The sequence below is a fragment of the Rhodanobacter sp. FW104-R8 genome, from assembly GCF_001617365.1.
GTDB lineage: Bacteria > Pseudomonadota > Gammaproteobacteria > Xanthomonadales > Rhodanobacteraceae > Rhodanobacter.
Genome location: NZ_LVJR01000107.1, coordinates 1 through 13,397, shown reverse-complemented (window position 1 = coordinate 13,397; position 13,397 = coordinate 1). Strand labels below are relative to the sequence as shown.

The window sequence follows — 13,397 nt, the reverse complement described above, 5'->3', positions numbered from 1 at the left end:
GGGGTTCCGTCCTCGGATCGTTTCTTGGCTCCCGGCGGAGCTTACCCAGCCCGGTGTTGGCTTCGTATGAAGCCGGCCGGATCGCCGGGAGCCGGATCAGGACGACGTGCGCGGACTGCCGACGCGGCCGTGTCGCGTCAACCCGCCTTGTCGCCGGCCTTGTGTGCGATCCATGCACCGATCACCGCTGACACGTACGGAATCGACTGCGCGGCAAGGATGAACATCCACAAGCTGCCTTCGATGTAGCGCGTGCCGTAGCCCAGCGCCATGCCCACGATGCACAGCATCAGCGCCACCGCCATCAGCAGCTCTTCGCGCACCGGCGCGAACGCGGCGAAGTTGCTGCCGCCCAGGCGCCGGCTCTTGGCGGTGACCACGAACGAGGTCTTCTCGCGGGTGAGGCCGTGCAGGATGCCGCGGGCGATCGCGTGCGACAGGCCCATGCTGGCTAGCGAGGCCATCAGCGTGTCGTACCAGCCGCAGGGCACGCGGGCGCGGTACAGCACGATGCCGAAGATCGCCTTGGCGAAGAAGAAGCCGATCACCGGGATCAGGAACAGCTGCATCGGCAGGCTGAAGTACTGCGGGAAGGCGACCATGCCGGCGGTCCAGAACAGCGCCATCAGGGTGAACACCAGGTGCAGCGCGTCGGCGAACCAGCTGAACCAGCCGGTGAGGAAGTGGAAGCGCTGGCCAGCGCTGAGCGGACCCTTCTGGGTCATCCAGCTCCAGCGGCCCTTGAGGATCTGCATCGCGCCGAACGCCCAGCGGTAGCGCTGGCTCTTGTAGGCCTTGAAGTCGGCCGGGGTGAGGCCCTTGCCCATCAGTTCGTCGACGTAGACCAGCTCGTAGCCGGCGTGCATCAGGCGCAGGCCCAGCTCGGCGTCCTCGCAGATGGTCCATTCCGACCAGCCGCCGGTGCCTTCCAGCGCGCTGCGCCTCACCATCGTCATGGTGCCGTGCTGGATGATCGCGTTGCGCTCGTTGCGGTGGTGCATGCCGATGCGGAAGAAGCCGTCGTATTCCCACGCGGTCATGCGGCGGAAGCGGTTGTGCTCGAACTCGCGGTGCGCCTGCGGGCACTGCACCACGGCCACCTTCGCGTCATGGAAGTAACCGGTAAGCGTAGCCAGCCAGTCGGGGCGCACCTCGTAGTCGGCGTCGATCACCGCCACCACGTCGGCCTGCGGATCGGTTTCCTTCAGGCCGAAGTTCAGCGCGCCGGCCTTGAAGCCCGGCCACGGCGCCAGGTGGAAGAAGCGGAAGCGCTTGCCCAGCTTTTCGCAGTATTCCTGCACCGGCTGCCACACCGCCGGGTCCTTGGTGTTGTTGTCGATCACCAGCACTTCGAAGTTCGCGTAGTCCAGCGCGGCCAGCGAGTCGAGCGTGACGATCACCATCTCCGGCGGCTCGTTGTAGCAGGCCAGGTGGATCGACACGAACGGCTGCTTCCCGGGCGGGTCGGGCCTCAGCATGCCTGCATGGCGGATCCACTCGCGCCGCCACAGCACTTCGGTGAACTCGAAGCCGTTGATCAGCAGGATGGCGAGGATCGCGACCTGGGCGGGGAACAGCAGCACCAGCATCGTCCAGTCCACCCAGCTCAGGTAGAAGTTGAACGGCAGCGTGGCCGACCACACGATCAGGCCGCAGGCGAGCTGGATCAACATGCAGAAGAACAGCCGCCCCATCAGCCTGAAGCGGCTGAAGCGGCGCGCGAAGAAGATCATCGGCAGCAGCGCCAGCAGGCTCGCCGCCAGCGCCTTCCACGGCCAGCCGGTGTCTTCGGTGACCGGGCCGGTCAGCGGGAATTTCAGCTGGCGGTCGGCGTTGAACATGCCCCAGTACGCGCCGGTGCGGCCCTCGCCGAGGTTCTCCTTCCACGGCTGGTCGAACGCTTCCAGCAGGTAATAGTCGACGTGCGCGGCCTTGGCCACGTTCATCCAGTCGCGGATGAAGATCGCCTCGTTGGAGACCGACGGGTCGGCGTATTCGTGGCGGTCGCCGTTGGACGGCCAGCCGATCTCGCCGACCACCACGGGCTTGTCGGGATAACGCTGGCGGATCGACTCGTAGGCGCCCAGCGCGGCAGGGACGGCATCCTTGCGTGCGATGCCGTTCCAGAACGGGAACAGGTGGATGGTGATGAAATCCACGTGCTGGACCAGTTCGGGGTACTTCAGCCAGATGTAGTCCGGCTCGGCGATCGACACCGGCTGGTGCACGGCGGCGCGCACGCGGTCCAGGTACAGCATCATCTGCTCGGGCGGGAGGTCGTTGCGGAACAGCACCTCGTTGCCCACGATGACGCGGGTGATCGTGTCCGGGTAGGCGCGCGCCTTGGCGATCAGCAGCTCGATCTCGCGCTCGTTGTTGTCCAGCCGTTTGTCGATCTCGGCGCCGGCCATCACCTGCAGGCCTTCTTTCTGCGCCAGCCGGTACAGTTGCGGGTTCTGGTGCATCGTGTAGGTGCGCACCCGGTCGCTGTACTTGTGCAGCAGCTTCAGGTCGGCGGCGATGTCCTCGTCGCTGGGATAGTCCTGCTTGAACGGACTCTGGTAGCGCTGGAATACCGACAGCGAGTAGCCGCCGATCTTGCCGTGCCAATCGTCCGGCCCGTGCGGCAGGTTGCCGTACCACCACAGCCCGATGTTCATCGCGGCCACGACCAGGGCGAGCACGATCGCGACGAGCAGCGGATACCGGCTGTTGTGGTTTGCTGCGGTGGCGCTCAAAAAAGTCCCCGGAGGAAGCCTGCGCAACAGGCGGTAGAGCCCGGGGAGCTTAACCAATCCAAGGCATCGGGCTCAATAAAGATCGCCGGCCGCGGTCAGCGCAAGGTCAGCCGCGGCGGCGTGCGGAAGGCGGCTGGCAGGAAAACGGCAGCTTCGCGGGAAGGTGCCGTCGGAGTCCTGCGATGGGTGGATCAGGCGCCGGCCGGCCTATTTCAGCAGCGAGCGCAGCATCCAGGCGGTTTTCTCGTGTTCCTTCAGACGCCCGGTGACCATGTCGGCGGTGCCGTCGTCGCCGGCCGCGTTGGCGGCCTTCAGCGTGTCGCGGGCGGTGGCGGCGGCGATCTCGTGGCCCTCGACCAGTTGGCCCACCATCGCCTTCCACTCCGGCACGCCGGCTTCTTCCTTGATCGCGCTGAGCTTGGCGAATTGGCTGTAGGAGCCGGGGGCGAATACGTCCAGCGTGCGGATGCGCTCGGCGACCTCGTCGGCGGCCAGCCACAGTTCGTTGTACTGGGTCTCGAACATGGTGTGCAGGCTGTTGAACTGCGGGCCGGTGACGTTCCAGTGGAAGCTGTGGGTTTTCAGGTACAGCGAATAGGTATCGGCCAGCAGCCTGGACAGGTGCCTGGCGACCTGCTCGCGATCTTTCCTGGCGATACCGATGTTCATGGCCATGTGCTGCTCCTTCCGGTGGGTGGTGACGATGGGAGGACGGTAGCGGGTGGGTGGGCGGCAGGGAAATGAATCCTTCCGATGCAGCCGATAGCCGGGGGCTATCAGGTCGGCGGGTCGCCAGCGGCTATCATGTGCGGTCCGATGAACGACACCCACCCGACCGCCGACAATGCCACCGCCGATCCCGGCCTGCGCGAACTGCGCCGGCAACTGGACACGGTGTCCAGCCGCGACTTCGGTCGCCTGCTGGGGCGCTGGCGTGGCCTGTCGCGCCGGGCCGACGAAGGCAAGCTGGCGGCGCTGCGCGCGGATATCGAGCGCTCCGTGGCCAGACGCCGTGCCCGGGCGGCCGCCAAGCCGCCGATCCGGCTGGACGAGTCGCTGCCGATCAGCGCGCGCGGCGAGGACATCGTCAGGCTGATCCGCGAGCACCAGGTGGTGGTGATCGCCGGCGAGACCGGCTCGGGCAAGACCACCCAGCTGCCGAAGCTGTGCCTGGCCGCCGGCCGCGGCGAGGCCGGCATGATCGGCTGCACCCAGCCGCGGCGGCTGGCCGCGCGCTCGGTGGCGCGCCGGGTGGCCGAGGAGCTGGGCACGCCGCTGGGCGACCTGGTGGGTTTCCAGGTGCGCTTCAACGACCAGGTGTCCGAGCGCAGCCTGGTCAAGTTCATGACCGACGGCATCCTGCTCGCCGAGACCCAGGGCGATCCGTGGCTCTCCGCCTACGACACCCTGATCATCGACGAGGCGCACGAGCGCAGCCTCAACATCGACTTCCTGCTCGGCTACCTCAAGCGGCTGGCGCTGAAGCGGCCGGGGCTGAAGATCATCGTCACTTCGGCGACGATCGACACGGCGCGCTTCGCCGAACACTTCGGCGGTGCGCCGGTGGTGGAAGTGGAGGGGCGCGCGTATCCGGTGGAGCTGCGCTGGCGGCCGGTGGATGCGCGACCGCGCGACGGGATGCAGCAGGGCAGCGCCGAACATATCGCCGCGGTGCTCGACGAGATCAGCCATGACGACCCGCGCGGCGACGTGCTGGTGTTCCTGCCCGGCGAACGCGAGATCCGCGACGCGCACCAGCTGCTGTCGCGCCGGCAATACCGCGAGACCGAGATCATGCCGCTGTATGCGCGGCTGTCCGCCGGCGACCAGGACCGCGTGTTCAAGCCCGGCGTGAAGCGCCGCGTGGTGCTGGCCACCAACGTGGCCGAGACCTCGCTCACGGTGCCGCGCATCCGCTACGTGATCGACACCGGCACCGCGCGGGTGAAGCGCTACAGCCAGCGCAGCCAGCTCGAACGGCTGCACGTGGAGCCGATTTCCCAGGCCGCCGCGGACCAGCGCAAGGGCCGCTGCGGCCGCGTGGGGCCGGGCGTCTGCTATCGCCTCTACGACGAGGCGGATTTTTCCGGCCGCGCCGCATTCACCGACCCGGAGCTGCTGCGCTCGTCGCTGGCCAACGTGATCCTGCGCATGCTGGCATTGAAGCTGGGCGAGGTGGACGAGTTCCCGTTCCTGGAAGCGCCCGACCCGCGCGTGGTCGCCGACGGCTTCCGCCGGCTCACCGAAATCTCCGCGATCGACGACGCGCGCAAGCTCACCCCGATCGGCCACACCCTGGCGAGGTTGCCGATCGACGTGCAACTGGCGCGCATGCTGGTGGAGGGCGAGAAGCTGCAAGCCATGCGCGAGCTGCTCACCATCGTGTCCTTCCTCAGCATCCAGGACCCGCGCGAACGTCCGGGCGATGCGCGCCAGCAGGCCGACGCCGCGCACGCCGCGTTCGCCGATCCGAAGTCGGACTTCGTCGGCGTGCTGAACCTGTGGCGCGCCTACCACGACGCCCACGAGGAACTGACCCAGTCGAAACTGCGCGACTGGTGCTCGCGGCATTTCCTCAGCTTCATGCGCATGCGCGAATGGCGCGAGCTGCACCGACAGTTGTTGTTGGTGGTGCAGGAGCTGGGTTGGAAGCTGGATGTTTCGTCTGCTGCTCAGAACGAAGCGCAAAATGCGCGCTTTGCTCCTCCCCCTGCAAGCAGGGGGAGGTTGGGAGGGGGTGAAGCTTTTTGCGATGTTGCACAAAATCAAAAGCGAACCCCTCCCCAGCCCTCCCCTGCGAGCAGGGGAGGGAGCGAGAGCGGTGCCGGGCAACTGTACGAATCGGTGCACCGTGCTTTGCTCGCCGGCCTGCCCACCCAGGTCGGCCGCAAGGACGAGAAGGGCGCCTACCTCGGCACGCGCGAGCGCAAGTTCCAGATGTTCCCCGGCTCGGCGCTGGCGAAGGCGCCGCCAAACTGGGTGTTCTCCGCGCAGATCCTCGACGTCGGCGGGCGCGTGTGGGGCATGATGAATGCGCGGGTTGAGCCGCTGTGGATCGAGCAGCAGGCTGCGCACCTGCTGCGTACGAGTTGCCGCGACGCGCACTGGTCGAAGAAGCGCGGCTGCGTGGTGGCGTACGAGCAGGTCAGCCTGTTCGGCCTGGTGCTGGTGGAGAAGCGGCCGGTCACCTTCCAGCAGCAGGATCCCGCGCTAGCCCACGCGATCTTCCTGCGCGAGGCGCTGGTGCGGGGTGATATCGAAAGCAGGGCTGACTTCGTGCGCGCCAACCAGCGTGTGCTGGAAGAGGCGCTTGGTATCGAGGCGAAGCAGAGGCGCGAGGGCCTGATCCGCCATGAGGATGACCTGGTCTCGTTCTTCGAGGGCAAGCTGCCCGGAGAGATCGCCAGCAGCCGCGCGCTTGACGCGTGGTACCGCAAGGCGCGTCCCGCCGAGCAGGCCGCGCTGCGCTGGTCGCTGGACGATGTGCTGGTCGGCGGCGCGGCGCTGGACGCGAAAGCGTTTCCTGCCGCGCTGGACATGGATGTCCGAGTGCCGCGAGCGCAGGACGCGCAGGAGCGGCCGCTGGACATGGATGTCCGAGTGCCGCGAGCGCAGGACGCGCAGGAGCGGCCGCTGGACATGGATGTCCGGGTGCCGCGAGCGCAGGCGACGGCAGGGATGCCGGAGGTAGAGCAATGCAGGGAGCAATTGCCGGATGCGCAGGAGCGGCCACTCGAAATCCCACCGCAAAGATACAAGCTCGAATACCGCTTCGTTCCCGGCGACGAAGCCGATGGCGTCACTTTGCACCTGCCACTGGCGATGTTGAATGCGCTGCCGCCCGCACGCTGCGAATGGCTGGTGCCTGGCCTGCTCGCCGACAAGGTGGCCGAACTGATCCGCGGCCTGCCCAAGGCGCAGCGCCGCAACTTCGTGCCGGCACCGGATTTTGCGCGCGCCTTCGTCGAGGCCGAGTCGCCGCGCGACGAGCCGCTGGCGAAGGTGCTGGCCACGTTCCTGAAGCGCACCACCGGTGTCGACATTGCCGCGAGCGAATTTGCCGCCGTCGAACTGTCGCCGCATTTCCTGATGTGCTATCGCCTGCACGACGAGCGCGGCAGGACGCTGGCCAGCGGCCGCGACCTCGCCGCGCTGCGCGGGCAGTGGGAAGGCCAGGCGCGCGAGGCGTTCTCGCGCAAGACCGACATCGAGCTGACTCGCGAGGACGTGACCAGCTGGGATTTCGAGGAGATCCCGGCGCAGGTGCACTCCGAAGGCGGCCTCGCCGCGTTCCCGGCGCTGGTCGACCTGGGCGAGGCGGTGGCGCTGCGCGTGTTCGAGCGCAGCGACGAGGCGCGCGCAGCACATCGGCAAGGCGTGGCGCGGCTGCTGCGCAACGCGCTGGCCAGCGAGGCGAAGCAGGCGCGCCGCCGCCTGCCGATCGGCAATGCGCTGGCCTTGAAGTACGCGCCGCTCGGCGGCGTGGAGGGCTTGCGCGAAGATCTGCTCGAAGGCGGTTTCGCCGACCTGCTGCAACGCCACGAGCTGGATGTACGCACCGCCGGCGCGTTCGAGGCGCTGCGCACGCAGTGCGCGCGTGAACTGTTCAGTGCCGGCGTCGAGCGGCTGAAGCTGGCCGAACCCGTGATCGAGGCGCAGGCCGAAGCGAGGCCGTGGCTGCAGCCGCCGCTGCTGGGCTTTGCCCGTGCCAGCTACGACGACCTGCGCGAACAGTTCGATGCGCTGCTCACGCCCGGTTTCCTGCGCGAGTTGCCCACGGCGCGGCTGGCGCATTACCCGCGCTACCTGAAGGCGATGCGCCTGCGCGGCGAGCGCCTGCGGCAGGACCCGGCGAAAGACCAGCAGCGCATGCTGCAGGTACTGCCGTACTGGCGCGCGTACCTGCAGCACCGCGCCGCCGGTGCCGATCCGGCCAGCTTGGCCGAGTTGCGCTGGCTGATCGAGGAATGGCGCGTATCGCTGTTCGCGCAGGAATTGAAGACCGCCGAGCCGGTGTCGGCCAAGCGGCTGGCGAAGGCGTTGGCGACGCTGTCCTGAGGCGCGGTCTCAGCGCACGCGCTTGACGTGTGCGCTCTCGTAACAGGACGGCACGTACATCAGCCAGAAGCCGAGCAGGGACGGCTTGATCTGCACTTCCGGATTCTCGGCAGGCTGGCAGGCATGAGGTTCCGGGTCGGTTATTTTCCACGCCTGGCCATTGGCCATGGCGAACTCCTGTTGGCTTCTCCAGCCGTCGAAGTGCCCGGCGATGTGCGTGACGATCTTGTCGCGCCTGGTTTTGTCGGTATAGAACACCGGCTTGCCGCTGGTGTCGACCACCTTGGTGGTGGCCTTGCCGTGCGTGCTCAGCCAGTTGTCGAGGTTTGCCAGTTCCTGCGGGCTGAGCTTGTCCAGTCCGGCGGCCTTGAACTCGGCGTTGCTCATGCGCTGCTGCAGGCTGTTGGCGTCCTGCGCGTGGACGCTGACGCAACACAGCGGGAGGGCGAGCAGCAGCGGCAGGGCCAGGTGACGGAGGCGGATCGGCATGGGATGCATCCTCGAGGTGGCGGCAAACGGAAGCACGGAGCGGTGATTCTGCTTCCGAAGCTGTTCCGGCGCCAGCCGCGCAGCGGGACCGGTACCGGTTCAGTTCGCCGGTTCCACCCGCGCACTGGTGTTGTAGCCCTTCACCTTGAACAGCCAGCCGCCGAAGGCACCGGGTTTCACGGTGGCCTCGGGGTTGTCGACCGGGCGTGGCGTGGTCAGCGAACTGTTGTCGCTGACACGCCATTTCTGGCCGTTCTGCAGGGTGAGCACGCTGCCCGGCCGCCAACCTTCGAAATGGCCGGCGACCGGGCTGACCACGATGCGCCCGGCGCTCCGGTCGGCGGAGTCCGCTGCACGCCCCGGGCCGTTGCCGCCACGCGCCGGGTTCCGGTCCGCCGCCACGCTGGCGGAGGCCGCCGCGGACGCCGGTACCAGCGCCGCGAGTTCGGCAGCGTGGTCGGCCAGCCATTGCTGCAGGTGCTGCAGTTCGGCCGGGTCGAGCTTGTCCAGTCCGGCCTGGTTGAATTCCGCTGGCCCCATCTTCTGTTGCAGCACGATGGCCTGTTGTGCGTGCGACGGCGCGCAGCCCAGCCCCAGCGACAGGGCCAGCAGGAATGGTGGCAACGGGAGCAGGCGTACTCTCATCATGATGGATCCATAGGGCGGCGTGCCGCAGGTGAACGTGGATTTTGCGCGGTAAGCTGGTTGCGTGCCAGCCGCAGGCCGGTGGATGCGGCGATGAGGAAGATCGTTTCATGGCTCTAACTGTTCCCGCTGTGCCTGTCAGCCTGGACACATGGCGTGCCCGGGCCGGCCGGCTGCGGCCGACGCTGGCCGAAGCGCTGGATGCCTGTGCCGCGCGCGTGGTGAACCAGGCCGAATGCTGCGACGTGCTGGACCTGCTCGGCGTGCTCGGCTGTGATGCGCAGACCCAGGCGGCGGCGCTGTGGTTCGAGCTGGCACGGGTCGATCCCGCGCTGTGGGCGGCGCGCCGCGCAGGGCTGCCAGCGGAACTGCAGCGGCTGGTGGACGGCCAGCAGGCGGCCGAGCAGGTATGGGCGCTGCATGCACAGCGGCCGCCGCAGGGCGCGGCGGAGGGCCTGCGCCGGCTGCTGCTGGCGATCGTGCGCGACCTGCGCGTGGTGTTCGTGCTGCTGGCGCGGCAGCTGGCGCGGATGCGCGCGGCGCTGGCGCTGCCCGAAGGCGAGCGGCAGGCGCTGGCGCGGCTCACCCGCGACATCCACGCGCCGCTGGCGAACCGGCTCGGTATCTGGCAGCTGAAGTGGGAGCTGGAAGACCTGGCGTTCCGCTACCTGCAGCCGGACACCTACCGGCGCATCGCCAACCTGCTCGACGAGCGCCGCGCCGACCGCGAGGCGTTCATCCGCGACTCGCTGGCCGAACTGCAGCGCGCGCTGGCGGCGGCGGGCATCCAGGCCGAACTGGCCGGGCGGCCCAAGCACATCTATTCGATCTGGAAGAAGATGCAGCGCAAGTCGCTGGACTTCTCCGACCTGTACGACATCCGCGCGGTGCGCGTGCTGGTCGACAGCATCACCGACTGCTACGCCGCGCTGGGCGTGGTGCACGCGCTGTGGCCGCATTTGCCGGGCGAGTTCGACGACTACATCGCGCGGCCCAAGGCGAACGGCTACCAGTCGCTGCATACCGCGGTGATCGGGCCGGAAGGCAAGACGCTGGAGGTGCAGATCCGCACCCACGCCATGCACCGGGCGAACGAGCTGGGCGTGGCCGCGCACTGGCGCTACAAGGAGGGCGGCAGCGCCGACGCCGAGTTCGAGGCGAAGATCGCCTGGATGCGCAAGCTGCTGGAGCCGCGCGGCGAGGACGATAATGCGCTGGCCGCCGAGCTGCAGACCGAGCTGCTGGAAGACCGCGTCTACCTGCTGACCCCGAAGGGCGAGGTGTTCGACCTGGCGCGCGGCGCCACCGTGCTGGACTTCGCCTACCTGGTGCACACCGAGGTGGGCCATCGCTGCCGCGGCGCCAAGGTCAACGGCCGCATCGTGCCGCTGACCTTCCAGCCGCAGAGCGGCGACCGCGTCGAGATCCTCACCGGCAAGGTGGCCGAACCCAGCCGCGACTGGCTGTCGCCGCACCACGGCTACCTCAACACCGCGCGGGCGAAGGACAAGGTGCGCGCGTGGTTCCGCAAGGTCGCCCACGACGCCAACCTCGCGGTGGGCCGCGGCATGTTCGAGCGCGAACTGAAGCGCCTGGCGCTGACCCACGCGGACGTGGCCCGGCTGCCGGCGCACTTCCACCTGAAGAACCACGACGAGCTGCTGGTCGCGCTGGCACTGGGCGAAGTCACGCCTGGGCAGATCGCCCGCGTGCTGCAGGAGGCGGCGCAGCCGCCGGAGCCGCCCGCGGTCACCCAGTCGGGCGCGCCGGTGGCCTCGCGCCACGCCACGCTCGACCACAGCGCGCTGCGCATCGAGGGCATCGGCAACCTGCTGACCACGCTGGCGCGCTGCTGCCAGCCGCTGCCCGGCGATCCGGTGCGCGGCTTCATCACCAAGGGCCGCGGCGTGTCGGTGCACCGCGCCGACTGCGGCAGCCTGGCGCGGCTGGTCCGGCGCGACCCGGACCGGGTGATCGAGGTGAGCTGGGGCAGCGCCGCCAGCCAGGCCTACGAGGTCGACATCGAATTGCGCGGCTACGACCGCAAGGGCCTGCAGAAGGACGTCACCAGCGTCGTCAGCAACGCCGGCACCCACATCATCGCCTCGTCCAGCCGGCTGTTCGTGCGCACCGGCGAGGTGGAGATGCGCTTCACCCTGCGCGTGCGCGATTTCGAGCAGCTGTCGACCCTGCTCGGCAAGCTGCTGGCGTTGCCGAACGTGCTCGACGTGCGCCGGGTCGGTGTCGGCTGAATGACCGCGCAATGCCCGCCGGTCCGCCAAATGGCGGCCGGCGGCCCGATGCTAAGCTGCAGCGCCAGCCTCCACCGCCACGGACCATGAGCCGACGCCGAGACCCGCACGACGCACATCCACCGGTGCGCACCGAGCCAACCCTGGGCGACATCGATCGCCTGGATGCGCCGCGCGCGCCGGCCACGGACGGCCTGCCGCAGGTGTCGGTCGAGCCGCGCCATCCGCGTGGCGGCCAGGCGGCGCCGCCACGGCGTCGCCGTGGCTGGCTGCTGCCGCTGTTGTTGCTGGCGATCGCGGCGGCCGGCGTGCTCTGGTTCAACCAGAACCGCCTGCGCGGCATGCTGCCGCGCACCGACTTCAACACCGTGCTGGCGCAGGCGCAGCAGGCGCTGCAGGATGGCCGCCTGGACGGCCAGGACGGCACCAGCGCGCGCGAACTGTTCCAGGCCGCCGCGGCGCTGGAACCGGACAACGACCGCGCCCGCGACGGCCTGCGCCGGGTCGGCCAGGCCGAGCTGGCGCAGGCCGATGCCGCGCTGCAGGCGGGCAATCTGGCGCTGGCCGCGCAGCAGGCCGCGGTGGCCCGCGAACTGCTCGGCGGCGGCAGTGACATCGACCGGCTGGACCGCGCGATCAGCGGCGCCCGCGCGCGGCAGGTGCAGACGGTGGACCTGGTCGACCAGGCGCGGCTAGCCCTCGCCGCCGGCAAGCTGGACGGCCCCGACGGCGCCGGCGCGCTGTACCAGCGCGTGCTGCGCGCCGACCCGAACAACGCGGTGGCAGCCCACGGCCTGGATCAGGTCGGCTACGCGCTGGCGGTGCAGGCGCGCAAGGCGCTCGATGCGAAGGACGCCGCGACGGCCGACGCCAGCATCGAGCAGCTGGCCGCGCTGCAGCCGAACAACGGCGCGCTGCCGTCGCTGCGCGCGTTGCAGGCGCAGGCGCGCAAGCAGGACAGCGGCGTGCTGGAGGCGGCGCTCAAGGCGGGCCAGGACGCGTTGCGCGCCGGCCGCATCACCGGCAGCGGCGACGACACCGCGCTGGCCCATTTCCAGGCGGCGCTGAAGCTCGATCCGGACAATGCACAGGCGCGTGCCGGCCTCGGCGACGTGGCTGAGGCGCTGACCGTGCAGGCCAACGCCGCGCTCGACGCCGGCGACACGGCGCAGGCGGCCGCGTTGCTGGCCCAGGCGGCGGCGCTGGCGCCGAAATCGGCCGATCTTGCCGCCGCGCATGCGCGCCTGGAGCACACCGCCGCCGCGCCTTCGCCGGCGGGCGCCGCGAATGGGCCGGCCGCGCCGGCGCCGCCCCCCGTGTCGCCGCAGCAGGCCGCCGCAGTGGAACGGCTGGTGCAGCGCGCGCAGGTCGCCACGAAGAACGGCGACATCATGATGCCGCCTGGCGACAGTGCCTACGACCTCTACCGCAGCGCGCTGGCGATCGACGGCAACAGCGCGACGGCGCTGCAGGGCCTGCAGGCCTTGCCTCGCCAGGTCGAACAGCAGTTCGACCTGGCGCTCGCCGCCGGCAACCTGGGCAAGGCCGGCGACATGCTGGCGAACCTGGCCGAGCTGGCGCCGGGCGACGCCGCGCAGGGCGCGCGGGGCAACCGGCTGGCCGGCGCGTGGCTCGACCAGGCCGAGCAGCAGCTGGCGCGCGGCGACCGCATCGGCGCCGGCCAGTCGCTGGAACGCGCGCGCAAGCTGGCGCCGTCCAACCCGCGCGTGCTCGACCTGGGCGCCCGCCTGCAAGGTGGCGGATGAGCGCGGCATGACGATCCTGGTGTTCGGCGCCAGCAGCCAGATCGGCCACTTCCTGTTGCCGCGCCTGCTCGCCAGCGGCGAGCCTGTGCTGGCGTTGAGCCGGCAGCCGCGGCCGCCGCTGGCCGGCGTGACCTGGCTGCAGGGAACCCTGCCCGATCGCGTGCCGGCGCTGCCGCGGCTGTCGGCGATCATCAGCTTCGGCCCGCTGCAGGGCCTGGCCGACTGGCTGGCGCATGCCGTGCTGGCCGATGCGCCGCGGGTGGTCGCCACCAGTTCGATGAGCGCCGAGACCAAGCGCGAGTCGAGCGTGCCGGCCGAGCGCGCCCTCGCGCGCCAGCTGCGCGCCGGCGAGGCCGCGCTGGCCGCCGCCTGCGAGCGCCACGGTTGCGCCTGGACCGTGCTGCGGCCCACCCTGGTCTACGGCGCCGGGCTGGACAAGAGCCTTACCC

General features: G+C 69.7%; 7 protein-coding genes and 1 pseudogene. 4 read left to right on the top strand and 4 right to left on the bottom strand.

The features are described from left to right. Nucleotides 1-137: 137 nt before the first annotated feature. Nucleotides 138-2,738 carry a glycosyltransferase gene (locus tag RHOFW104R8_RS13835; RefSeq protein ID WP_068096031.1) on the bottom strand — a complete coding sequence of 867 codons (2,601 nt, stop codon included), beginning with the start codon at nucleotides 2,736-2,738 and terminating at the stop codon, nucleotides 138-140. 207 nt (nucleotides 2,739-2,945) lie between these two features. Continuing rightward, nucleotides 2,946-3,413 carry a Dps family protein gene (locus tag RHOFW104R8_RS13830; protein WP_068096029.1) on the bottom strand — a complete coding sequence of 156 codons (468 nt, stop codon included), beginning with the start codon at nucleotides 3,411-3,413 and terminating at the stop codon, nucleotides 2,946-2,948. 129 nt (nucleotides 3,414-3,542) lie between these two features. Here RHOFW104R8_RS13830 and hrpA point away from each other — a divergent pair, with 129 nt between their 5' ends. Next, on the top strand, nucleotides 3,543-7,796 hold the full coding sequence (gene hrpA, locus RHOFW104R8_RS17900; protein WP_407071448.1) for an ATP-dependent RNA helicase HrpA: 4,254 nt from the start codon (nucleotides 3,543-3,545) through the stop codon (nucleotides 7,794-7,796). Between the two features lie 9 nt (nucleotides 7,797-7,805). Here hrpA and RHOFW104R8_RS13820 read toward each other — a convergent pair whose 3' ends face one another. Then, a complete protein-coding gene (locus RHOFW104R8_RS13820; protein ID WP_068095956.1) occupies nucleotides 7,806-8,285 on the bottom strand; it encodes a hypothetical protein in 480 nt (159 codons plus the stop codon). Nucleotides 8,286-8,384: 99 nt separating this feature from the next. After that, nucleotides 8,385-8,933, bottom strand: coding sequence for a hypothetical protein (locus RHOFW104R8_RS13815; RefSeq protein WP_153021741.1), 549 nt, complete (start codon nucleotides 8,931-8,933; stop codon nucleotides 8,385-8,387). Between the two features lie 107 nt (nucleotides 8,934-9,040). Between RHOFW104R8_RS13815 and RHOFW104R8_RS13810 the strand changes: the two genes are divergently transcribed. The 3 genes and pseudogenes from RHOFW104R8_RS13810 to RHOFW104R8_RS13800 all read left to right on the top strand — a co-directional run. Continuing rightward, nucleotides 9,041-11,182 (top strand): bifunctional (p)ppGpp synthetase/guanosine-3',5'-bis(diphosphate) 3'-pyrophosphohydrolase, encoded by a 2,142-nt coding sequence (locus tag RHOFW104R8_RS13810; protein WP_068095952.1) that lies wholly within the window; start codon nucleotides 9,041-9,043, stop codon nucleotides 11,180-11,182. 86 nt (nucleotides 11,183-11,268) lie between these two features. Further along, a complete protein-coding gene (locus RHOFW104R8_RS13805; RefSeq protein ID WP_068095950.1) occupies nucleotides 11,269-12,948 on the top strand; it encodes a hypothetical protein in 1,680 nt (559 codons plus the stop codon). A gap of 7 nt (nucleotides 12,949-12,955) precedes the next feature. Continuing rightward, a pseudogene (locus tag RHOFW104R8_RS13800) lies at nucleotides 12,956-13,397 on the top strand (NAD(P)-dependent oxidoreductase); the annotation flags it as partial.